Source organism: Pseudomonas auratipiscis, from assembly GCF_036324085.1.
In the GTDB taxonomy this organism is placed as follows: domain Bacteria; phylum Pseudomonadota; class Gammaproteobacteria; order Pseudomonadales; family Pseudomonadaceae; genus Aquipseudomonas; species Aquipseudomonas auratipiscis.
The window spans coordinates 178,810-200,400 of sequence record NZ_JAZDCU010000006.1 but is presented as its reverse complement, the minus strand read 5'-3'; the positions used below and the strand labels follow the sequence as shown (position 1 = coordinate 200,400).

The 21,591-nt window shown below is 59.9% G+C and carries 20 protein-coding genes; 10 read left to right on the top strand and 10 right to left on the bottom strand.

What is annotated here, in order from left to right; genetic code table 11:
• Positions 1–2 precede the first annotated feature (2 nt).
• Positions 3–527, bottom strand: a complete 525-nt coding sequence (locus tag V0R60_RS10920; RefSeq protein ID WP_038608281.1) for a DUF2059 domain-containing protein — start codon at positions 525–527, stop codon at positions 3–5.
• A gap of 157 nt (positions 528–684) precedes the next feature.
• On the opposite strand from V0R60_RS10920, the gene V0R60_RS10915 reads away from it, so the two are divergent.
• Positions 685–2,079: a class II fumarate hydratase gene (locus V0R60_RS10915; RefSeq protein ID WP_136475053.1), complete on the top strand. Its 1,395-nt coding sequence runs from the start codon at positions 685–687 to the stop codon at positions 2,077–2,079.
• Position 2,080: 1 nt separating this feature from the next.
• On the opposite strand, the gene V0R60_RS10910 is transcribed toward V0R60_RS10915, so the two are convergent.
• Both V0R60_RS10910 and pap read right to left on the bottom strand, forming a co-directional pair.
• Entirely contained in the window at positions 2,081–3,037 is a 957-nt protein-coding gene (locus V0R60_RS10910) for a DMT family transporter (RefSeq protein WP_330079670.1), read from the bottom strand.
• A 111-nt stretch (positions 3,038–3,148) separates the two neighbouring features.
• Positions 3,149–4,642 carry a polyphosphate:AMP phosphotransferase gene (gene pap, locus V0R60_RS10905; protein ID WP_330079669.1) on the bottom strand — a complete coding sequence of 498 codons (1,494 nt, stop codon included), beginning with the start codon at positions 4,640–4,642 and terminating at the stop codon, positions 3,149–3,151.
• A gap of 137 nt (positions 4,643–4,779) precedes the next feature.
• Here pap and mnmC point away from each other — a divergent pair, with 137 nt between their 5' ends.
• From mnmC to V0R60_RS10880, 5 genes are all read left to right on the top strand, one after another.
• Complete coding sequence (mnmC, locus tag V0R60_RS10900) at positions 4,780–6,783, top strand: bifunctional tRNA (5-methylaminomethyl-2-thiouridine)(34)-methyltransferase MnmD/FAD-dependent 5-carboxymethylaminomethyl-2-thiouridine(34) oxidoreductase MnmC (protein WP_330079668.1); 2,004 nt, start codon at positions 4,780–4,782, stop codon at positions 6,781–6,783.
• A 165-nt stretch (positions 6,784–6,948) separates the two neighbouring features.
• Positions 6,949–8,736 carry an N-acetylglutaminylglutamine amidotransferase gene (locus tag V0R60_RS10895; protein WP_136475049.1) on the top strand — a complete coding sequence of 596 codons (1,788 nt, stop codon included), beginning with the start codon at positions 6,949–6,951 and terminating at the stop codon, positions 8,734–8,736.
• Positions 8,737–8,739: 3 nt separating this feature from the next.
• A complete protein-coding gene (gene ngg, locus V0R60_RS10890; RefSeq protein WP_330079667.1) occupies positions 8,740–10,485 on the top strand; it encodes an N-acetylglutaminylglutamine synthetase in 1,746 nt (581 codons plus the stop codon).
• Between the two features lie 14 nt (positions 10,486–10,499).
• A complete protein-coding gene (locus tag V0R60_RS10885) occupies positions 10,500–11,684 on the top strand; it encodes an osmoprotectant NAGGN system M42 family peptidase (RefSeq protein ID WP_330079666.1) in 1,185 nt (394 codons plus the stop codon).
• A gap of 65 nt (positions 11,685–11,749) precedes the next feature.
• On the top strand, positions 11,750–11,977 hold the full coding sequence (locus tag V0R60_RS10880) for a YheU family protein (RefSeq protein ID WP_107025990.1): 228 nt from the start codon (positions 11,750–11,752) through the stop codon (positions 11,975–11,977).
• On the opposite strand, the gene csrA is transcribed toward V0R60_RS10880, so the two are convergent.
• The 3 genes from csrA to V0R60_RS10865 form a co-directional block, all read right to left on the bottom strand.
• Positions 11,978–12,160: a carbon storage regulator CsrA gene (gene csrA / locus V0R60_RS10875; RefSeq protein ID WP_136475046.1), complete on the bottom strand. Its 183-nt coding sequence runs from the start codon at positions 12,158–12,160 to the stop codon at positions 11,978–11,980.
• Positions 12,161–12,295: 135 nt separating this feature from the next.
• Complete coding sequence (locus V0R60_RS10870) at positions 12,296–12,628, bottom strand: YnfA family protein (protein WP_136478889.1); 333 nt, start codon at positions 12,626–12,628, stop codon at positions 12,296–12,298.
• A gap of 80 nt (positions 12,629–12,708) precedes the next feature.
• Positions 12,709–13,521: an SDR family oxidoreductase gene (locus tag V0R60_RS10865; RefSeq protein ID WP_203585424.1), complete on the bottom strand. Its 813-nt coding sequence runs from the start codon at positions 13,519–13,521 to the stop codon at positions 12,709–12,711.
• 223 nt (positions 13,522–13,744) lie between these two features.
• Here V0R60_RS10865 and V0R60_RS10860 point away from each other — a divergent pair, with 223 nt between their 5' ends.
• On the top strand, positions 13,745–13,903 hold the full coding sequence (locus V0R60_RS10860) for a DUF3309 family protein (RefSeq protein ID WP_136478888.1): 159 nt from the start codon (positions 13,745–13,747) through the stop codon (positions 13,901–13,903).
• 114 nt (positions 13,904–14,017) lie between these two features.
• On the opposite strand, the gene V0R60_RS10855 is transcribed toward V0R60_RS10860, so the two are convergent.
• The 3 genes from V0R60_RS10855 to V0R60_RS10845 all read right to left on the bottom strand — a co-directional run bounded on the left by V0R60_RS10855 (position 14,018) and on the right by V0R60_RS10845 (position 17,025).
• Positions 14,018–15,676, bottom strand: coding sequence for a cation acetate symporter (locus V0R60_RS10855; protein ID WP_330079665.1), 1,659 nt, complete (start codon positions 15,674–15,676; stop codon positions 14,018–14,020).
• Complete coding sequence (locus V0R60_RS10850) at positions 15,673–15,984, bottom strand: DUF485 domain-containing protein (RefSeq protein WP_107025985.1); 312 nt, start codon at positions 15,982–15,984, stop codon at positions 15,673–15,675. The genes V0R60_RS10855 and V0R60_RS10850 overlap by 4 nt, the downstream gene beginning before the upstream one ends.
• A 192-nt stretch (positions 15,985–16,176) precedes the next feature.
• On the bottom strand, positions 16,177–17,025 hold the full coding sequence (locus V0R60_RS10845; RefSeq protein ID WP_136475043.1) for a glycine betaine ABC transporter substrate-binding protein: 849 nt from the start codon (positions 17,023–17,025) through the stop codon (positions 16,177–16,179).
• A 224-nt stretch (positions 17,026–17,249) separates the two neighbouring features.
• Here V0R60_RS10845 and V0R60_RS10840 point away from each other — a divergent pair, with 224 nt between their 5' ends.
• On the top strand, positions 17,250–18,806 hold the full coding sequence (locus V0R60_RS10840) for a glycoside hydrolase family 17 protein (RefSeq protein ID WP_330079664.1): 1,557 nt from the start codon (positions 17,250–17,252) through the stop codon (positions 18,804–18,806).
• 102 nt (positions 18,807–18,908) lie between these two features.
• Here the strand turns inward: V0R60_RS10840 and V0R60_RS10835 are convergent, their stop codons facing one another.
• Positions 18,909–19,271 (bottom strand): hypothetical protein, encoded by a 363-nt coding sequence (locus tag V0R60_RS10835; protein ID WP_330079663.1) that lies wholly within the window; start codon positions 19,269–19,271, stop codon positions 18,909–18,911.
• A 243-nt stretch (positions 19,272–19,514) separates the two neighbouring features.
• Between V0R60_RS10835 and V0R60_RS10830 the strand changes: the two genes are divergently transcribed.
• Together V0R60_RS10830 and V0R60_RS10825 are read left to right on the top strand one after the other, a co-directional pair.
• Complete coding sequence (locus tag V0R60_RS10830) at positions 19,515–20,813, top strand: serine/threonine protein kinase (RefSeq protein WP_330079662.1); 1,299 nt, start codon at positions 19,515–19,517, stop codon at positions 20,811–20,813.
• Positions 20,806–21,591, top strand: a complete 786-nt coding sequence (locus V0R60_RS10825; protein WP_136475039.1) for an MlaA family lipoprotein — start codon at positions 20,806–20,808, stop codon at positions 21,589–21,591. Before V0R60_RS10830 ends, V0R60_RS10825 begins: the two co-directional genes overlap by 8 nt.

Sequence of the window (21,591 nt, the reverse complement as noted above, 5' to 3'; positions counted from 1 at the left end):
TATTACTTCTTCGCTGGCGCGGCGGCCTTGCCAGCGTTCGGGTCAAGTTCCTTGGTCATATCAGCCAACAGCTTGTTGACCACCGGCACTGCACTTTCCAGCTTTTGCTGGGTCAGTTGCGCCGATTGCTGGGTGACCTGAGGCATTTTTTCCAGGACTTTCTTGCCCAGCGGCGACTGGTAGAAGGCTACCAGGTCTTTCAGCTCGCTTTCGCTGAAGGTGCTGGTGTACAGCTTGACCATGTCGGGTTTGAGCTTGTTCCAGCCGATGGCCTGGTCCAGCGCGGCGTTGGCCTTGGCCTGGTAGCTGTCGAGCACGGACTTTTTCGAAGCAGGCGCCTTGGTCTGCTCGAAACGTTGGGCAAACATCTGCTGCACCTGCATATAGACCGGGGTGCCCAGCTTGTCAGCGTGCGCCATCATGAGGAATTTTTCGGCACTGGCGTTGTGGCTAGCGGTATCGGCAAGCACCTGGCCGCTGGCGCAGACCAGCGCAACAGCAGTGCAAAGGGCGCGAAGACGGGTCATCGTAATTCCTTCATTAGGACAGAAGAGGTAGTACCCCAGAGTAGAGCATTCTGCGCCGACTCGGGCGCAGCACTCAAGTGGGTCGACGAGCGATGGAACCGCTGCGACTAAAAGGGACCTAAACTGCGAATTCAGACCACAAGGGAGTGAGTGCAGTATGAGCCGTATCGAAACTGACAGCCTGGGGCAGGTCGAAGTTCCTGAGCAGGCCTACTGGGGAGCCCAGACACAACGCTCGATGATCAACTTCGCCATCGGCAAGGAGCGCATGCCAATCGCTGTCCTGCATGCGCTGGCGATGATCAAAAAGGCTGCTGCACGGGTCAATAACCGCAACGGAGACCTGCCGGCCGATATTTCCCGTCTGATCGAACAAGCGGCCGATGAAGTGCTCGATGGCCAGTTGGACGATCAGTTTCCACTCGTCGTCTGGCAGACAGGCAGTGGCACGCAAAGCAACATGAACGTTAATGAAGTTATCGCCGGGCGCGCCAACGAACTGGCCGGCAAAGGGCGCGGCGGCAAGATTCCGGTTCACCCCAACGATCATGTCAATCGCTCGCAGAGCTCCAACGACTGCTTTCCAACGGCCATGCACATTGCCGCGGCGCAGGCTGTTCAGCACCATCTGCTGCCAGCGATCACCGAATTGTCCTCAGGCCTGGCCGAACTCTCGGCACGTCATCTGCACCTGGTCAAGACCGGTCGCACGCACATGATGGATGCCACCCCGATCACGTTTGGCCAGGAAGTATCGGCCTATGTCGCTCAGCTCGATTACGCCCAGCGCGCAATCCGTGCCGCGCTGCCCGCCGTGTGCGAGCTGGCCCAGGGCGGTACCGCGGTCGGCACCGGCCTCAACGCCCCACATGGTTTTGCCGAAGCTATCGCCGCAGAGTTGGCCGCCCTCTCCGGCCTGCCCTTCGTGACGGCGCCGAACAAGTTTGCCGCCCTGGCCGGGCATGAGCCGCTGACCACCTTGGCCGGTGGCTTGAAAACCCTGGCGGTGGCCTTGATGAAAATCGCCAATGACCTGCGCCTGTTGAGTTCAGGCCCGCGTGCCGGCCTTGCCGAAGTGCGCCTGCCGGCCAACGAACCGGGCAGTTCGATCATGCCTGGCAAGGTCAATCCGACGCAGTGCGAGGCGCTGTCGATGCTCGCCTGCCAGGTGCTGGGCAACGACACGGCGATTGGCTTTGCCGCAAGCCAGGGGCACTTGCAGTTGAACGTATTCAAGCCGGTCATCATTCACAACCTGCTGCAATCGATCGAGCTGCTGGCCGACGGCTGCCGCAACTTCCAGCAGCACTGCGTGGCCGGCATCGAACCCGATGCCGAACAAATGGCAGCGCACCTGGAACGCGGGCTGATGCTGGTCACCGCGCTCAATCCGCACATCGGCTACGACAAGGCGGCGGAGATAGCCAAGAAGGCCTACAGCGAAGGCACCACCCTGCGCGATGCGGCCCTGAGCCTGGGCTACCTGAGTAACGAACAGTTCGATCAATGGGTACGCCCGCAAGACATGCTCGAACCGGGTAAAAAAGGCTGAATCAGCGGGCCAGGCGCACTCGCCTGGCCCGCCAGCCGGCAAGCAGCGACGGCCCCAGCGCAGTCAGCACCGAGCCCACTACCACCACCATTGCACCGATATATCCCAGCGTGTTGATCTGCTCGGCGTGCACATAGTCAGGCCAGAACCAGGCCGCCAGCGCCACGGCGACAAACGTCACCAGCGGCGTCAGCGCCAGGGTGGCACTGACCTTGGACGCTTCCCAGTGCGCAAGCGCTTCGGCGAAAGCGCCATAGGCAACCAAGGTATTGAGGCAGCAGGCGAGCAATAGCCAGCCTTGCAGCGGGTTCAGTTGCAAGGCTTCTAGCGGATGCACCCACGGCGTGAGGAGCACCGCGCAGCACAGGTAGATGACCATCATCACCTGCATCGAATTCCACACCGTCAACAATTGCTTCTGACTCAGGGCGTAAAACACCCAAATGGTGGTAGCCAGGATAATAGTCAGTACACCGGTGGTGTAGACACTCAGGGACGTCAGCAGCTCTTCCAGGCGTTGGTTGAAGAACAGGCCAAACCCCATCAGTAGAATCAACAGGCCCACACCCTGCCCCAGACTGAAGCGTTCCTTGAATAAGATCACACTGGCCACCAGCAGCAGCACCGGACCAAGCTGCACCACCAATTGCGCGGTGCCCGGGCTGAGCAGGTTGAGTCCCATCAGGTACAGCACGTAGTTGCCGACCAGGCCACCCGTGGCCAGCGCTACCAGCCCCCAGCCTTTGCGCCCAAGACGATTGAACGACGGCAGGCGCTTGCTGGCCGCCAGCCAGGCAAACAACAGGCCGCCGGACACCAACAGGCGAAACCAGGTGACGGTGACCGGGTCCATCACCTGCAACACTTGTTTGAGCTTGATCGGCAGAATGCCCCAGAGCAAGGCGGTCAGTAGTGAAAGTGACAGACCGTAGACCCAGCGTCCGGAAGAAATGTGCATAACAGCCTCAATAGCCCTGTGTGGCGGAAGCCTGAATTCTACGGATTGGCTGTGGGGGCCGACAGGTACAATTGCAGAAAAGATTTCAGCACTTCATTCCCCGAGCGACTGCTATTTCTTGTCTTTTTTGAACGCTGCCTCCAGGGCATTGTTGATGGTGCGCAACACTTTAACCCGCGCCCAGCGCTTGTCATTGGCTTCAACCAATGTCCATGGCGCGATTTCGGTACTGGTGCGGTCAACCATGTCGCCGACAGCTTCCGCGTATTGCCCCCACTTTTCGCGATTGCGCCAGTCTTCCTCGGTGATTTTGAAACGCTTGAACGGAATCTTTTCACGCTCCTGGAAACGCTCGAGCTGAGTCTGTTCGTCAATCGACAGCCAGAACTTGACCAGCACTACACCGGCATCGGTCAGTTGCTCTTCAAAGTCGTTGATTTCGCCGTAGGCACGCATCCAGTCGGCCTGGCTGCAGAAGCCTTCGATGCGCTCGACCAACACGCGGCCGTACCAGGAGCGGTCGAACACGGTGAATTTGCCGCGTGCCGGCACATGGCGCCAGAACCGCCACAGGTAAGGTTGTGCGCGTTCCTCTTCGGATGGCGCAGCAATCGGCACGATACGGTACTGCCGTGGGTCCAGTGCCGCGGCGACGCGACGAATGGCGCCGCCCTTGCCCGCTGCATCATTGCCCTCGAACACCGCCACCAGGGCATGGCGACGCATATGCTTGTCGCGTAGCAAACCCGCCAGCCGCGCTTGCTCGGTGATCAATTGCTCCTGGTACTCGCTTTTGTCCAGACGCAGGGTCATGTCCAGGCTACCCAGCAAGCTGCGCTCATCGATACTCTCGCCCAGCGGGGCGACGTGGGCGCGATGAATCGGTGCATGCTGGACCTTGAGTGCGGCCTGCAAGCCTTCAAGCAGAATGCGCCCGACTGCCAGGCTGCGGTAATGCGGGTCAACACCTTCAATGACATGCCAGGGCGCGTAATCTCGGCTGGTCTGGCGCAGCACCCGTTCACCGAAACGCACAAAGCGATCATAGGTTTGCGACTGCTGCCAATCCAGCGGGCTGATGCGCCAGCTGTGCAACGGATCGTCCTTGAGCGCCTTGAGCCGCGCCTTCATCTGTTTTTTCGACAAGTGAAACCAGAACTTGAAGATCAACGCCCCTTCGTCACAGAGCATTTCCTCCAGGCGCTCGGCGCCGCGGATGGCCTGGTCGAGCACGGCATCCTTGAAATGCCCGTGGACCCGCCCCTGCAGCATCTGGCTGTACCAGTTGCCGAAAAACACACCCATTCGCCCCTTGGCGGGCAATGCGCGCCAATAGCGCCAGGCCGGTGGCCGCGCCAGTTCTTCGTCAGTCTGTTGGTCAAACGTACGCACTTCAATCAGGCGCGGGTCCATCCACTCGTTGAGCAGCTTCACCGTTTCGCCCTTGCCAGCGCCTTCAATACCGTTGATCAACACAATCACCGGGAAACGCGCCTGCTGTTTGAGTTCGAACTGTGCCTCCAACAACGCTTCGCGAAGTGCGGGCACTTCAGCGTCGTAGGTTTCTTTATCGATTGCGTGACCAATTTCAGCGGATTCGAACATACCAGGCTCCCTACATGGATAAGCAAGACTAGCGGATCGAGGCCCTCTTTGTCCGGCAAACAAAGATTGCTCCAGGTCAGGCCAACAGTGTCGTGTCGATCAGCTAAAATGCCGTTCTAGCCTGACCTGAGCCGACCATGACTGAAGTAACCCAATACGCCCAGATCGACTGGGACGAGCAGGGCCGCCCCCATTCGCGCCAGTTCGATGACATTTATTTCTCCAAGGACCAGAGCCTGGAGGAAACCCGTCATGTGTTCATTGACCAGAACGACCTGCGCCAGCGTTTCAGCACGATGGCGCCGGAACAGTGCCTGGTGATCGGTGAAACCGGTTTTGGCACGGGACTGAATTTCTTCTGTGCCTGGCAACTGTTCAACGAATGCGCAAACGCCGATGCCCGCCTGCATTTCATCAGCGTGGAAAAGTACCCGCTCAGTCATGCTGACCTCGCTCGTGCCTTGGCCCTGTGGCCGGAGTTGGCGCCTTTCAGTGCTGCGCTGCTGGCGCAATACGTGGCGGTGCATGATGGCTTCCAGACCTTCGTCTTCGATCAGGGCCGGGTGCGGTTGACCCTGATGATTGGTGATGCCCTGGAGCAACTGCCACAACTCGATGCCGAGATCGACGCCTGGTTCCTCGACGGCTTCGCCCCGGCGAAGAATCCGCAGATGTGGACACCGGAACTGTTCACTCAAATTGGCCGCCTCTGCGCTGCCAACGCCACCCTCGGCACGTTCACCAGCACCGGCTGGGTGCGCCGCGGCCTGATTGCCGTAGGCTTTGAGATGAAGCGCATCCCGGGTATCGGCAAGAAGTGGGAAGTACTGCGTGGGGTCTTTCGTGGCACCCCCGATATCCAGGACAACACGGCTAGCGTCGCGCCCTGGTTCGCCCGCCCTCCTGCCCTGAACGGCCCACGTCAGGCCCTGGTCATAGGTGCCGGCCTTGCCGGGTGTGCCAGCGCCGCCAGCCTTGCCGCACGGGGCTGGCAGGTCAGCGTGCTGGAACGCCATGCGACCGTGGCTGCAGAAGCCTCGGGCAATCCACAAGGGGTGCTCTACCTCAAGCTTTCGGCCCATGGCACAGCGCTGTCACGTCTGATTCTGAGTGGCTTCGGTTACACCAGACGCCTGCTGCAATGCCTGCAGCGGGGGCAGGATTGGGACGCCTGCGGTGTACTGCAACTGGCTTTCGACAGCAAGGAAGAGCAACGCCAGGAAACCCTGGCCAACGCCTTCGACCCGCAACTGCTGCAGCGCCTGAGTCGCGAGCAAGCACAGGCTGTGGCCGGCGTAGCCCTGGCCAGTGGCGGATTGTTCTACCCCCAGGCGGGTTGGGCGCATCCGCCGGCGTTGTGCCAGGCGCAATTGCAGCACCCCAATATCACCTTGCTGACCCACCACCAGGTGATGCAACTGCGAAAAGTCGATGGCCTGTGGCAGGCCTGGGAGAGCGAGAAATTCCTCGCCAGTGCACCGGTGGTGGTGCTGGCCACTGCCGCCGAAATCCAGCGCTTCGAACCTTGCGCCGGCCTGCCGCTCAAGCGCATACGCGGGCAGATCACCCGCTTGCCAGCTACCGCCCGAAGCCAGACCTTGAACACCGTGGTATGCGCCGACGGCTACGTTGCACCGTCACGAGGCGGCGAGCACACCCTGGGCGCCAGCTTCGACTTCCATAGCATCGACACGACCCCCACCGTCGAAGAGCACATCGGTAACCTGCACCTGCTCGATGAAATCTCCAGCGACCTCGCCGAACGCCTCGACACCCACCAAATCGACCCACACACCTTGCAGGGACGCGCAGCCTTCCGCTGTACCAGCCCAGACTATCTACCAATCGTCGGCCCGCTGGCCGATCGACAAACGTTCGACCAGCAATACGCCGTCCTGGCCAAGGATGCCCGTCAGGTGCCAGAGACGCCCTGCCCCTGGATCGAAGGCTTGTACATCAACAGCGGCCACGGCTCGCGCGGAATCATCACCGCGCCACTGTCCGGCGAAATGATCGCCGCCTGGATCGACAACGCACCACTGCCAGTCCCGCGCGACGTAGCCGAAGCCTGCCACCCCAACCGCTTCATGCTGCGCGAGTTGATTCGCGGAAAAAAAACAGCGCCAACTCCCAAGCCCTGAGCTAGAAGTACTGCAAGCGGCACCTCCCGCTTGCAGTCTTGCAGCTCAAAGCTCGTCGCTACCGCATATAACCAATCGTTCTAAAACTCTCGCCAGCCCGCTCGGTCAGTTTCAATGTGCCCGCGTTTTGGGCACCTTCCCCAACGGCAAAACCGGTAAGGACTTATGTGCGGATTAGCTGGAGAGTTTCGTTTCACCCCTGTTGCCCATCCACCACGCCCGGCGGACCTCGCCGCGGTCGAGCGAATGACCCATCACCTGGCGCCTCGCGGGCCGGATGCCTGGGGCTTTCATAGCCAGGGCCCTATTGCGCTGGGCCATCGTCGGCTGAAAATCATGGATCTGTCCGACGGCTCGGCGCAGCCCATGGTCGATAGTCAGTTAGGTTTATCACTGGCCTTCAACGGCGCCATCTACAACTTCCCTGAACTGCGCAGCGAGCTTGAAGAGCTCGGTTACGGGTTCTATTCAGACGGCGACACCGAGGTACTGCTCAAGGGCTACCATGCCTGGGGCGCCGATTTGCTGCCGCGCCTGAACGGCATGTTTGCCCTGGCGATCTGGGAGCGCGACACCCAACACCTGTTTCTTGCCCGCGACCGTCTCGGGGTCAAGCCGCTATACCTGTCGCGCAACGGCGAGCGTCTGCGCTTCGCCTCAAGCCTGCCGGCCTTGTTGAAAGGCGGCGACATCAACCCGATGCTCGACCCGGTAGCGCTCAACCATTACCTGAATTTCCATGCGGTGGTGCCTGCACCGCGCACCCTGCTGGCCAATGTGCAGAAGCTGGCGCCGGCTACCTGGATGCGTATCGATGCCCAAGGCCGTGTCGAACAGCAAGTATGGTGGCAACTGCAATACGGACCGCGCACCGACGAGTTGGACCTGAGCCTGGAAGACTGGCGTGACCGCGTACTCGACAGCACCCGCGAAGCCGTGGCGATTCGTCAGCGGGCAGCCGTCGATGTCGGCGTCCTGCTGTCCGGTGGCGTTGATTCGAGCATGCTGGTCGGGCTGCTGCGCGAAGTGGGCGTGGAAGACTTGTCGACCTTTTCCATCGGCTTCGAAGATGCCGGTGGCGAGCGCGGCGACGAATTCCAGTATTCGGACCTGATCGCACGCCATTACGGCACACGCCATCATCAGTTACGTATCGACGAGCGAGAAATCATCGAGCAACTACCGGCTGCATTCCGCGCCATGAGCGAGCCGATGGTCAGCCACGACTGTATCGCCTTTTACCTGCTGTCACGGGAGGTAGCCAAACACTGCAAAGTGGTGCAAAGCGGCCAGGGCGCTGACGAGTTGTTCGCCGGTTATCACTGGTACCCGCAGGTTGATGGTGCATCGAACCCTTATGCCGCCTACCGCGACGCCTTTTTCGACCGCAGCTTTGCCGACTACGCCGAGACGGTTCAACAGCCGTGGCGACTCGAGCATGACGCTGCCGGCGACTTTGTCCGCCATCACTTCGCTCAACCCGGCGCCAGCGACGCCGTGGACAAAGCCCTGCGTCTGGACAGCACAGTGATGCTGGTCGATGACCCGGTCAAACGCGTCGACAACATGACCATGGCCTGGGGCCTGGAGGCTCGCACGCCGTTTCTGGATTACCGCCTGGTGGAACTGTCGGCGCGCATCCCGGCACGCTTCAAACTGCCCGATGGCGGCAAGCAGGTGCTCAAGGAAGCGGCACGCCTGGTGATCCCCAGCGAAGTCATCGATCGCAAGAAAGGCTACTTCCCGGTACCGGGCCTCAAGCATTTGCAAGGTGCCACGCTGGACTGGGTGCGCGAACTGTTGCTCGACCCAAGCCAGGATCGCGGCCTGTTCGAACCGGCCGCCCTGGACCGCCTGCTCAGCGACCCTCACGGCCAATTGACGCCGCTGCGCGGTTCGAAGCTCTGGCAACTGGCGGCTTTGAACCTGTGGCTCAGCGAACAAGGAATCTGATCGATGAAAGCCCACGCTTCACCTTATGGTCAGCGCCTGGTTCGCGGCCAGGTACCGTCCTACGAGCGTCTGCAGGCGCAACTGGCTGGCGATGGCAGCGATCCTCACGACCAACCGCGTTCGCTGCATTGCGGCTGGGGGCGCTTGCTGATCGGTCACACCTATCCCGACCCGCAAAGCCTTGCCTGCGCGTTGCAGGATGAGCGTGCCGGGGAACGCGATATCGCCCTGTATGTGGCCGCCCCTCAACAAGTGTTGGCCCAGGCGCCCCAGCAGTTATTCCTCGACCCTTCCGACACGCTGCGCCTGTGGTTCACTGACTACCGTCCGGCACAGCGGGTGTTTCGTGGTTTTCGTATCCGCCGTGCGCAGAACGACAGTGACTGGCAAGCCATCAACGCCCTGTATCTGGCGCGCAATATGCTGCCGGTCGATCCGGCGCTGCTCACCCCGCGCCACCAAGGCGGCCCGGTGTACTGGTTGGCCGAAGATGAAGATACGGGCGCGGTGATCGGCAGCGTGATGGGCTTGAATCATCACAAGGCTTTTGCCGATCCCGAGCACGGCAGCAGCCTCTGGTGCCTGGCGGTCGACCCACATTGCACCCGGCCTGGGGTGGGCGAAGTGCTGGTGCGGCACTTGATCGAGCATTTCATGAGTCGCGGCTTGAGTTGTCTCGATCTTTCGGTGTTGCACGACAACCGCCAGGCCAAGCGTTTGTATGCGAAATTGGGCTTTCGCACCCTGCCGACCTTCGCGATCAAACGCAAAAACGGCATCAACCAGACTTTGTTCCTCGGCCCAGGTCCGCAGACCGGGCTCAACCCCTATGCCCGCATCATTGTCGAGGAAGCCTACCGACGCGGCATTGAGGTACAGGTCGATGACGCCGACGCCGGTCTGTTCACACTCAGCCTGGGCGGTCGGCGGGTACGCTGCCGCGAGTCGTTGAGCGACCTCACCAGCGCCGTGAGCATGACCCTGTGCCAGGACAAGAGCCTGACCCACAAGGTACTGAAGAACGCCGGCCTGCAATTGCCGGCGCAACAACTGGCGGGCAACGCCGACGACAACCTGGCCTTTCTCGAAGACCATGGCGCGGTGGTGGTCAAACCCCTGGATGGTGAGCAAGGCCAGGGGGTGTCCGTCAACCTCACCAGCCTTGAAGAGATCAGTCAGGCGGTGGAAAACGCCCGGCGCTTCGACAGTCGTGTGTTGCTGGAAAGCTTCCACGAAGGCCTGGACCTGCGCATCGTGGTCATTGGTTTCGAAGTGGTGGCTGCCGCCATTCGCCATCCTGCGCACATTGTCGGCGACGGCCAACATGCAGTCGGCGCGCTGATCGAAGCCCAGAGCCGACGCCGCCAGAGCGCTACCGGCGGCGAGAGCCGCATTCCGCTCGACGACGAAACCCAGCGCACCCTGCACGCGGCTGGGGTCGACTACGACACCGTGTTGCCTGCCGGCCAGCGCCTGGCGGTACGACGCACTGCCAATCTGCACACCGGCGGTTGCCTGGAGGACGTCACCGAGCGCCTGCACCCGACCCTGGCCGACGCGGCGATCCGCGCCGCGCGCGCCCTGGACATTGCGGTCGTCGGCCTCGACCTGATGGTCACCGCCGCCGACCAGCCCGACCACGTTTTCATCGAAGCCAACGAACGCGCCGGACTGGCTAACCACGAGCCACAACCCACTGCCGAACGCTTCGTCGACCTGCTGTTTCCACACAGCCGGCCGGCACCCTGAGCACAGGAGGATACATGGCTGAACAGCTACCGGAACCTGACCTCAATTACCTGCAAAAAGTCTTGTTGGAGATGCTCGCCATCCCCAGCCCCACTGGTTTTACCGACACCATCGTGCGCTATGTTGCCGAGCGTCTGGAAGAACTCGCTATCCCCTTCGAACTGACCCGCCGCGGCACCATTCGCGCAACCCTGAAGGGTCGCAAGAGCTCTCCGGACCGCGCCGTTTCAGCCCATCTGGACACCATCGGCGCCAGCGTGCGGGCGATCCAGGACAATGGCAGGCTGTCGCTGGCGCCGGTAGGCTGCTGGTCGAGCCGCTTCGCCGAAGGCAGCCGCGTCAGCGTCTTCACCGACAATGGGGTACTGCGGGGCAGCGTGTTGCCGCTGATGGCCAGCGGACACGCCTTCAACACCGCCATCGACCAGATGCCAGTGAGTTGGGAGCATGTTGAATTGCGCCTGGATGCCTACTGCGCCACCCGTGCCGATTGCCAGACCCTGGGGATCGACATCGGCGACTTCGTGGCCTTCGATCCATTGCCGGAATTTACCGAAAGCGGCCATATCAGTGCCCGTCACCTGGACGACAAGGCCGGCGTCGCAGCACTGCTGGCGTCACTCAAGGCCATCGTCGACAGCGGCGCACAACCCTTGATCGACTGCCATCCGCTGTTCACCATCACCGAGGAAACCGGCTCAGGCGCGGCGGCTGCCTTGCCCTGGGACGTCAGCGAATTCGTCGGTATCGACATTGCGCCTGTCGCCCCCGGTCAACACTCCAGCGAGCATGCCGTGAGCGTCGCCATGCAGGACTCGGCGGGGCCCTATGACTATCACTTGTCACGGCATTTGCTCAAACTTGCCCGCGACAACGAACTGCCTGCGCGCCGCGACCTGTTTCGCTACTACTTCAGCGATGCCCACTCGGCAATTACCGCAGGCCACGATATTCGCACTGCGTTATTGGCTTTTGGTTGCGATGCCACCCACGGTTACGAACGAACGCATATCGACAGCCTGGCTGCCCTGAGCCGGTTACTGACCGCCTACCTGCTCAGTCCGCCGGTGTTCGCCAGCGATTCGCACGCCACCGGCAGTTCCCTGGAAAGCTTCAGCCATCAGTTGGAGCACGACACCCAGATGGAAAGTGACACGCGCGTGCCGGCAGTCGACAGCCTGGTAGGCAACAAGGGTTAGCGCCTACACAGTAAGGGCAGGTTTGGCGTAGCATGCGGGCTTATTTCGCCAAACCTGCGCTGATTATGCTGATTCCCTACGACCAACTGGAAGCCGAAACCCTCACCCGCCTGATCGAGGACTTCGTCACGCGCGACGGCACCGACAACGGTGACGACACGCCGCTGGAAACCCGCGTGTTGCGCGTACGCCAAGCGCTGGCGAAGAAACAGGCGTTTATTCTCTTCGATCTGGAAAGCCAGCAATGCCAGCTGTTGGCCAAGCACGACGTGCCCAAGGAATTGTTCGACTGATCAACTCGGGTTCTTGGCCACCTTTTCGGCTATTCGTCGGTAGATCTCGGCGCGGTGCACTTCGATTTCACGGGGTGCACTGATACCAAAGCGCACCACATTGCCCTCCACCGACAGCACCTTGACCTTGATTTTCTCGTCAATAGTGATGACTTCGCCAACTTCGCGGCCTATTACTAACATGCTCCGATCCTCCACTAAGCTGAGAATTCGGAGACTGCACGGGGTGTCAGAGCGCTTCAATACTCCGCCGGTCAAATAGACCGATCCCACCAAAGCTGGCGATAACTCCTACAGATTTTCGACGTCTGAGCCAGCTCAGGCACTCTGCAACCGTGGCCCCAGCACGATGATGCTTGCGCCCAGCACACACAGCAACGCACCGATCCAGTCGCTACCCAAGGGCCGCGCCCGCTCGACCAGCGCCAGCCAGAGCAATGAAGTGACGATATAGATCCCACCGTAGGCGGCGTAAGCGCGCCCGGCATAGGCCGCTTCGACGCGCGTCAGAATCAGCGCGAACAGGGTCAGGCTCAAAAGCGCTGGCGCAATCCACCAGCCGCTTTTGCCTAATCGCAGCCACATGTAAAAGGCGTAGCAACCGGCGATTTCAAAAACCGCCGCAAGAAAAAACAACACGTAATTGATCACACCGGCAATCCCGTTCCAACTGAAAACGGCCCTAGGATAGCCGATCCGGTTCCTCGCCAGTGGCACGCGCCAGGCCTGTACTACACAACAGGCTTGGCTTTGGCGCGCATTTTTTCTGCCATGACGGCCATCTCGTCATAGATCAATTGCGGGTTGCGCTGCTTGAGCGTCCAGGCTTCGCGCCCCTGCTCGTGGGGCAGAATCAGGAACTGACCCTGAGCAACCTGCTGGTAGATGTACTCGGCTATATCGGCGGCGGTAATCGGCGAGCTTTCAAGCAGCTTGCCGACCTGCGCCTTCATCGCTGGGGTCGGGCCCCGGAACGAGTCCAGCAGGTTGGTCTGGAAGAACGACGGACACACCACGTGCACGGCGACTTCCTGCTGGCGAAGCTCAATCAACAGGCTTTCCGAAAGCGCCAGTACACCAGCCTTGGCCACGTTGTAGTTGCTCATGGCCGGCCCCTGCATCAACGCCGCCATCGAGGCAATATTGATGATCCGGCCTTTGCTGCGTTCGAGCATCGGTAGAAATGCCTTGCAGCCCTTGACCACGCCCATCAGGTTGATCGACAGCTGCCACTCCCAATCCTCCAGCGACAACTCGGCAAAGAAGCCACCAGCAGCAACACCTGCGTTGTTGACGATGACGTCGATACCGCCAAACTTTTCCTCGCAGGCCTGGGCCAGTGCAGTCAGTTGGCTGTAGTCGCGTACATCGCAGCGCTGCACGAAACCCTGACCGCCCGCCTGGCTGACCAATACCAGGGTTTCCTTGAGGCCAGCCTCGTTGACATCCGCCAACGCCAGTTGCCAACCCTCGCGCGCCCAACGTAGTGCGATCTCCCGGCCCAGGCCCGAGCCTGCGCCAGTAATCATCATGCGATTTTGCATAGCCGGATGCCTTGTACGGTTCTGAAAGTTAGCGCCAGTGTAGCGAAGGCATGGCCTGCCCCCACGCTCTATCAGGATGCTGAATGGCACAGGCAAACAGTGATGAAAGCAGAATTAAACTTTTCGCTGCGCAAAGGAGTCGGAATTAACAAGCGGGCATGAAACCCATGACCGATTAGATGGATTGTACCGATACGCCTACTCCCTCAAGTCAAACAAGGAAATTGCCATGGGCACCATTCTCATCATCATTCTGATACTGCTGCTGATCGGTGGTCTACCCGTCTTCCCGCACTCCAGAAGTTGGGGCTATGGCCCGTCCGGTATCATCGGTACGGTTCTTATTATCCTGTTGATCCTGTTGCTACTAGGCAAAATCTAGACGCAGCAAAAAGCCGCAGGCCAATGCAGTACACATACTGCAGTAACGTGCGGCTTGAGGTGTTCAGTTGGTGACTAATAAGGCAGCCCCTGAACCCAGGGGCTGCCTTATTACTTAGTGCGAGACTGCACCGCTGGCACCCAGGCCAGTCTGCGAACGAACAAACTGCGGGAAGAACAACGCGCGTTCCTCGTCAGCTGCCTTGGACTTGTCAGTGATCGAGAAGAACCAGATCCCAACGAAGGCAATGAGCATCGAGAACAGTGCCGGGTACTCGTACGGGTAGATCGCTTTCTCATGACCGAGGATCTGCACCCAGATGGTTGGGCCGAGAATCATCAGTGCCACGGCGCTGATCAGACCCAACCAGCCACCGATCATGGCGCCACGGGTGGTCAGTTTTTTCCAGTACATCGAGAGCAGCAGTACCGGGAAGTTGCAGCTGGCAGCAATCGAGAACGCCAGGCCGACCATGAAGGCAATGTTCTGGCTTTCGAAAAGAATACCCAGGCCGATCGCCAGAATTGCCAGGGCAATGGTGGTGATTTTCGAGACACGGATTTCATCCTTCTCGTTCGCCTTGCCCTTCTTGATCACGCTGGCGTACAGGTCATGGGACACCGCGGAAGCACCGGCCAGGGTCAGGCCGGCCACTACTGCCAGAATGGTCGCGAAGGCAACCGCCGAAATGAAGCCGAGGAACACGCTGCCACCGACGGCGTCAGCCAGGTGCACCGCTGCCATGTTGTTGCCGCCGATCAGGGCGCCAGCGGCGTCCTTGAAGTCCGGGTTGGTGCTGACCAGCAGAATCGCGCCGAAGCCGATGATGAACGTCAGGATGTAGAAGTAACCGATGAAACCAGTCGCGTAGAGAACGCTCTTGCGTGCTTCCTTGGCATCGCTGACGGTGAAGAAGCGCATCAGGATGTGCGGCAGGCCAGCGGTACCGAACATCAGTGCCAGACCGAGCGAGAACGCCGAAATCGGATCTTTGACCAATCCGCCAGGGCTCATGATTGCTTCACCTTTAGGGTGAACATCAATGGCTTGCGAGAACAAGGCGTTGAAGTCGAAGTTGACGTGCTTCATCACCATCAGGGCCATGAAGCTGGCACCGGAGAGCAGCAGCACAGCCTTGATGATCTGTACCCAGGTGGTCGCCAGCATGCCGCCGAACAACACGTACATGCACATCAGGATACCGACCAGAATCACTGCGACATGGTAGTCCAGACCGAACAGCAGTTGGATCAGCTTGCCAGCACCCACCATTTGCGCGATCAGGTAGAACGCCACCACCACCAGCGAGCCTGAGGCCGACAGGGTGCGGATTTCCTTCTGGCCAAGGCGATACGAGGCGACGTCGGCAAAGGTGTATTTACCGAGGTTACGCAGGCGCTCGGCAATCAGGAAGAGAATGATCGGCCAGCCGACCAGAAAGCCGATCGAGTAGATCAGGCCATCGTAGCCAGAGGTGAACACCAGGGCGGAAATACCCAGGAAGGAGGCTGCCGACATGTAGTCACCGGCAATCGCCAGGCCGTTCTGGAAACCGGTGATACGGCCGCCGGCTGCGTAGTAGTCGGAGGCAGAGTTGTTGCGCTTGGAAGCCCAGTAGGTGATGCACAGCGTTGCACCGACGAAGGCGACGAACATGAGGATCGCAGCCATGTTCAAAGGTTGCTTGTGCACCTCGCCGGTAAGGGCGTCGGCGGCCCAGACGGCAGGTGCGAAAACGCCGAAGGCCAGAGTTGCCAGAAGACGCCGGATCATTGCTGTGCCTCCTTGAGAATCGCTTTGTTCATCTCGTCGAACTCGCCGTTGGCGCGACGCACATAGATCGCCGTCAGCACGAATGCCGAAAGGATCAGGCCAACACCGAGGGGGATACCCCAGGTAATCGAAGAATCAGGACTGAGCTTGGCACCCAATACATGCGGGCCATAGGCGATCAACAGGATAAAAGCGGAGTAGAGACCGAGCATGATCGCCGAGAGAATCCAGGCGAAACGTTCACGTTTTGACACCAGCTCCTTGAACCGCGGGCTGTTTTGTATCGAGAGATAAATGCTGTCGTTCATTGTTTTTGTCCTCGCAGCACAGATTAGGTAGTACCCGCTCCACTTTATGCTGCCTTTGGACGCACTCCAGACGACCTTAGTCTTAGATGCAAAACTGTTTTACCGATTCGGTAATAGCCAGGAACGACAAGGACCGCAGCACTGTTGTCAGTGCTGCGGTCCTGGAAGATGCGCGATAGAGGCTTCAGGCTATTATTTGGCGATCCATTCCGCGACGCGTTCGGGGTGTTTGGCCACCCATTCCTTGGCTGCGGCTTCAGGCTTTGCGCCCTCTTGAATGGCCAACATGACCTCGCCGATTTCATCCTTGGACTGCCACTGGAACTTCTTCAGGAAGGCCGCGACTTCGGGCGCCTTCTTGTCCAGGTCTTTACTGCCGATGCTGTTGACCGTTTCAGCGGCACCATAAACGCCTTTCGGATCGTCGAGGAACTTGAGTTTCCACTTGGCAAACATCCAGTGCGGCACCCAACCGGTGACGGCGATGGATTGCTGCTTGGCATAGGCGCGACCCAGTTCGGCGGTCATCGCTGCGCCGGAGCTGGCCTGCAATTTGTAGCCGGTCAGGTCGTAGTCCTTGATCGCCTGATCGGTCTTGAGCATCACCCCCGAGCCTGCATCGATGCCGACGATTTTGTGCTTGAAGCTGTCGTCAGTCTTCAGATCGGCCAGCGATTGCGCCTTGACGTACTCGGGGACGATCAGGCCGATCTTGGCGTCCTTGAAGTTGGGGCCGTAGTCGACAACGTTATCTTTGTTCTTGGTCCAGTAATCACCATGGGTGACCGGCAACCAGGCCGAGAGCATGGCGTCGAGCTTCCCGGTGGCAACCCCCTGCCACATGATGCCGGTGGCGACGGCCTGCAGTTTGACGTCATAACCGAGCTTCTGCCTGATCACTTCGGCAGCCACGTTGGTGGTGGCGACACTGTCGGACCACCCATCGACGTAGCCGATGCTCACTTCCTTGGCCGACGCGTGTGCAGCGCCAATGGCCATTACCAGGGCTGTGCCCACCCCCAGGAGTCGTCGCATTTTCATCAAAGCTTCCCCTCGTCACGTCACGGAAGTTGCATCATCAACCGCTACCGCCCTCTGACCTGCTCTGGCAACGACCTTTAGGCATCGAGAAGCGACATCACATCGCCAGCAACTAGTGCCGTTACATGAAGCAACATGCAGCCTGGCCAAGTTTTCCGCCCAAGGCTTTAGCCCGGCTCATTTGCAGGTACTATTGACGGCTTTGCTCCCTGACGGTCCGATCCATGTCCCCGACTGCCCGCTTCCCCTTGTTGCCGTATCTATTCGCCTGCCTGCTTGGCCTGTTTGCATTGGCAGGCCTCTGGTATGGACTGGGCCAGCCGGTGGTCCTGCCGGATGCGGCCAGTGCCTCGCACAAATTGCAGTGCGCCTCCTACACCCCGTTCGACAAGGACCAATCGCCGTTCGACCAGCCATTCAAACTGCGCCCGGCGCGCATGGACGCCGACCTGGCATTGCTTTCCCAGCGCTTCGAGTGCATTCGCACCTATTCGATGACGGGGCTGGAGGCCATTCCCGAGCTTGCTCGCAAGCATGGGTTGAAAGTCATGCTCGGCGCCTGGATCAACGCCAATCCGGTCGATACGCAAAAAGAGGTCAACGCCCTGATTGCCTCGGCCAACGCCAACCCGGATGTGGTCAAAGCAGTAATCGTCGGCAACGAAACCCTGCTGCGCAAGGAAGTGACCGGCCCGCAATTGGCTGCATTGATCAAACAGGTGAAAAGCCAGGTCAGTGTGCCGGTGACGTATGCCGACGTCTGGGAGTTCTGGCTGCAGCATCCGGAAATCGCCCCCACCGTAGACTTTCTCACCATCCATCTGCTGCCTTACTGGGAAGATGATCCCAAGGGCATCGACGATGCCCTGGTGCACGTCGGTGAGATTCGCCAGGTGTTCGGCAACCGCTTTGCGCCCAAGGATATCGTCATTGGTGAAACCGGCTGGCCCAGTGAGGGCCGACAACGCGAAACCGCACTGCCTAGCCGGGTGAATGAAGCGCGGTTCATTCGCGGTTTCGTCACCATGGCCGAGCAGAACGGCTGGCATTACAACCTGATCGAAGCCTTCGACCAACCCTGGAAACGTGCCAGCGAAGGCGCGGTAGGGGGTTACTGGGGCCTGTACGATGCAGACCGCCAGGACAAGGGCATTCTCGAAGGCCCGGTGAGCAATCTGGTGTTCTGGTCGCAATGGTTGATCGCAGGTGTCCTGCTGTTTGCTGCCACCCTGCTGCTGGCCGGTCGTGTCAGTAGCACCCGCGCAGCCTTGCTGTTGCCGCTACTGGCAGCCCTTGGTGCCGCGAGCCTGGGCCTCTGGGGCGAGCTGGTACGAATCAACAGCCGCTTTGTTGGCGAATGGATCTGGGCGGGGTTGCTGGCGGGCTTGAACCTGCTTGTCCTCGCCCACGCGGCGCTGGCACTGGCGCAACGGGACGGATGGCGCCAACGGCTATTTGCCTGGCTTGAAGCACGTGCTGGCTGGTGGCTGCTGGCGGCAGGTTTTGCTGCGGCAGTGAGCATGCTGGCGCTGGTGTTTGACCCGCGTTATCGCAGCTTCCCGAGCGCTGCATTGATTCTGCCAGCGGTGGTCTACCTGCTGCGCCCGGTGCGCGGACCGCGGGCAGAAATAGGCTTGCTGGCCTTTATCGTTGGCGCCGGCATCGCCCCGCAATTGTACAGTGAAGGCTTGAATAACCAGCAGGCGCTGGTATGGGCGGGCGTCAGTGTGCTGATGGTTGCGGCGCTGTGGCGCAGCCTGCGGGTTCGTGTTCAGGGCTAGGACCAAACGTGGTTAGCGCCTCAATGTGGGAGCCGGCTGCCGGCGATGGGACTGCCACGCAGCCCTTTGCGGATGAGCCCGCTCCCACCTGGGGGTGATTCGCTAGCGCGAACGGCGCACCAGGCGCAATCCTGCCAGTACCACCGCAAACACCGCGATGCTGGCGGTGTACAACACCAGCGCCGGAATCCCGAACACCAAGGCCAGTACCGCCAGGCGCCAACCCGCACGGGCAGGCAGCACTTGCGCCAGCAGCGCCAGGCCCAGGGCGGTCCAGGCGATGACCCGAAAGTGAATCATCAACCCCAAGGTCGAGCGTGCCTGGCACTCCCACAGTTGCGCCTGCTCGGCACAGATACCCACCCATTGGCCATCTTCCATCAGCACGTAACGCACCCCGTAACTGACCGCGACCCATAAGGGCACAAACAGCAACAATATGATCAGCGGCAAACGGCGAGACATGCAATGCTCCGGAATCTTCGAATTCGGCGCCCAGCATAATGGTCCGAGCCGTCTATGCAAGGCAAAAGCGCCAGGCTCGGCTACTTTGAACTGAAGATAAATGGAACCAATTGTTGCCGCACTACAGATGAAAGCGGCAACATCTGGGACGATAAATGCCGGAGCGCCAGGCAACTTTGCCAGGGACATCATGGTCCTAGCCTGCGTTACGCAATTTGCAGTTGCCTTTTTTGGGGATCCGTCATGCTTCGATTACTACGCCTCGCTGCCCTCGCGGGCGGCATTTTTCTGAGTGCGTCCGCTTCGGCACAAGATATCGATGCCGCCAGTTACGGCTATCCGCTGACCAATCCGTTCGAAGCGACCATCGCCACCACGCCCCCGGACCTGCGTCCGGAACTGCCCACCGACGATGATATCTCTCAATCCGACTACAGCCTGAACCTGCGTCCGGAGCGTGCCTTCACCCTCCCCGATAATTTCTGGGCAGTGAAGAAACTCAAGTACCGCCTGGCTAGACAAGACCACCCGGCACCCCTGATATTTCTCATTGCCGGTACAGGCGCACCCTACTCCAGCAGTATCAACGAATACCTCAAGCGGCTTTTTTACAAAGCCGGTTACCACGTGGTGCAGTTGTCCTCGCCAACCAGCTTCGACTTCATCACCTCGGCGTCGCGCTACGCCACACCGGGTATAAGCCAGGACGATGCCGAAGACCTCTACCGGGTCATGCAAGCGGTGCGCGCCCAACATCCGCGACTGCCGGTGACCGAGTACTACCTCAGCGGTTACAGCCTGGGTGCATTGGATGCTGCATTCGTCAGCCACCTGGATGAAACCCGACGCAGCTTCAATTTCAAGCGCGTGCTGCTGCTCAACCCACCCGTCAACCTGTACACCTCGATCAGCAACCTCGACAAGATGGTGCAAACCGAGGTCAAGGGCGTAACCACCAGCACCACTTTCTACGAACTGGTGCTGAGCAAGCTCACCCGCTACTTTCAGCAGAAAGGCTACATCGACCTCAACGACGCCCTGCTCTATGATTTCCAGCAATCGCGGCAACATCTGAGCAACGAACAGATGGCAATGCTCATCGGCACCTCGTTTCGCTTCTCTGCCGCCGACATCGCCTTCACCTCCGACCTGATCAATCGTCGCGGGCTGATCATTCCGCCCAAGTATCCGATTACCGAGGGCAGTAGCCTCACGCCGTTTTTCAAGCGTGCGCTGCAGTGTGACTTCGACTGCTACCTGACCGACCAGGTCATTCCCATGTGGCGCGCACGCACCGATGGCGGCAGCTTGTTGCAACTGGTCGATCAGGTCAGCCTCTATGCGCTTCAGGATTACCTGCAAAACAGCTCGAAAATCGCCGTGATGCACAACGCCGATGACGTGATTCTCGGCCCGGGCGACATTGGCTTTTTGCGCAAGACCTTTGGCGATCGCTTGACCCTTTACCCCCACGGCGGCCATTGCGGCAACCTCAACTACCGCGTCAACAGCGACGCCATGCTGGAGTTTTTCCGTGGTTAAACACCTATTGATTGCCACCGCACTGTTTGCCAGCGCCCTGGCCCAGGCTGATGAAGTCGCGCCGCGTGCCAGCGTGGTCGAAGCCGATGGCTTCACCGAGCCACTCAAGGAATTGAAATTCAACCCGGGGCTGGACCAGCGAGAGTTCGAACGCTCTACCCTGGCGGCACTCAACGTCTACGACCCGCTGGAGTCGATGAACCGGCGGATATACCACTTCAACTATCGCTTCGATCAGTGGGTGTTCCTGCCAGTAGTCGATGGCTATCGCTACATCACCCCAAGCTTTGTGCGCACCGGGGTCAGCAACTTCTTCAGCAACCTGAGCGATGTGCCCAACTTGCTCAACAGCCTGCTGCAGTTCAAGGGCCAGCGCTCAATGGAGATCACCGCACGCTTGCTGCTCAATACCACCATCGGCGTTGGCGGGCTGTGGGACCCGGCAACGAAAATGGGCTTGCCCTACCAAGGCGAAGACTTCGGTCAGACCCTGGGTTTCTACGGCGTGCCGGACGGTCCTTACTTGATGTTGCCAATCCTGGGCCCTTCGAACTTGCGTGACACCAGCGGGCTGGTGGTCGATTACAGCGCTGAGAACTGGATCAATTACCTCAATGTCGCCGAAGTCAGCAGCAACCATCCAGAAGTGTGGATTTTGCGCGCGATCGACAAGCGCTACACCACCAACTTCCGCTATGGGCAACTGAACTCGCCATTCGAGTATGAAAAAGTCCGCTACGTGTACACCGCAGCGCGTCATCTACAAATCGCCGAGTAA

Excerpts from the sequence above, each read along its gene's own strand:
- V0R60_RS10920 (WP_038608281.1), bottom strand. The coding sequence starts at position 527 with ATGACCCGTCTTCGCGCCCTTTGCACTGCTGTTGCGCTGGTCTGCGCC.
- V0R60_RS10915 (WP_136475053.1), top strand. The coding sequence starts at position 685 with ATGAGCCGTATCGAAACTGACAGCCTGGGGCAGGTCGAAGTTCCTGAG.
- V0R60_RS10910 (WP_330079670.1), bottom strand. The coding sequence starts at position 3,037 with ATGCACATTTCTTCCGGACGCTGGGTCTACGGTCTGTCACTTTCACTA.
- pap (WP_330079669.1), bottom strand. The coding sequence starts at position 4,642 with ATGTTCGAATCCGCTGAAATTGGTCACGCAATCGATAAAGAAACCTAC.
- mnmC (WP_330079668.1), top strand. The coding sequence starts at position 4,780 with ATGACTGAAGTAACCCAATACGCCCAGATCGACTGGGACGAGCAGGGC.
- V0R60_RS10895 (WP_136475049.1), top strand. The coding sequence starts at position 6,949 with ATGTGCGGATTAGCTGGAGAGTTTCGTTTCACCCCTGTTGCCCATCCA.
- ngg (WP_330079667.1), top strand. The coding sequence starts at position 8,740 with ATGAAAGCCCACGCTTCACCTTATGGTCAGCGCCTGGTTCGCGGCCAG.
- V0R60_RS10885 (WP_330079666.1), top strand. The coding sequence starts at position 10,500 with ATGGCTGAACAGCTACCGGAACCTGACCTCAATTACCTGCAAAAAGTC.
- V0R60_RS10880 (WP_107025990.1), top strand. The coding sequence starts at position 11,750 with ATGCTGATTCCCTACGACCAACTGGAAGCCGAAACCCTCACCCGCCTG.
- csrA (WP_136475046.1), bottom strand. The coding sequence starts at position 12,160 with ATGTTAGTAATAGGCCGCGAAGTTGGCGAAGTCATCACTATTGACGAG.
- V0R60_RS10865 (WP_203585424.1), bottom strand. The coding sequence starts at position 13,521 with ATGCAAAATCGCATGATGATTACTGGCGCAGGCTCGGGCCTGGGCCGG.
- V0R60_RS10855 (WP_330079665.1), bottom strand. The coding sequence starts at position 15,676 with ATGATCCGGCGTCTTCTGGCAACTCTGGCCTTCGGCGTTTTCGCACCT.
- V0R60_RS10850 (WP_107025985.1), bottom strand. The coding sequence starts at position 15,984 with ATGAACGACAGCATTTATCTCTCGATACAAAACAGCCCGCGGTTCAAG.
- V0R60_RS10845 (WP_136475043.1), bottom strand. The coding sequence starts at position 17,025 with ATGAAAATGCGACGACTCCTGGGGGTGGGCACAGCCCTGGTAATGGCC.
- V0R60_RS10840 (WP_330079664.1), top strand. The coding sequence starts at position 17,250 with ATGTCCCCGACTGCCCGCTTCCCCTTGTTGCCGTATCTATTCGCCTGC.
- V0R60_RS10835 (WP_330079663.1), bottom strand. The coding sequence starts at position 19,271 with ATGTCTCGCCGTTTGCCGCTGATCATATTGTTGCTGTTTGTGCCCTTA.
- V0R60_RS10830 (WP_330079662.1), top strand. The coding sequence starts at position 19,515 with ATGCTTCGATTACTACGCCTCGCTGCCCTCGCGGGCGGCATTTTTCTG.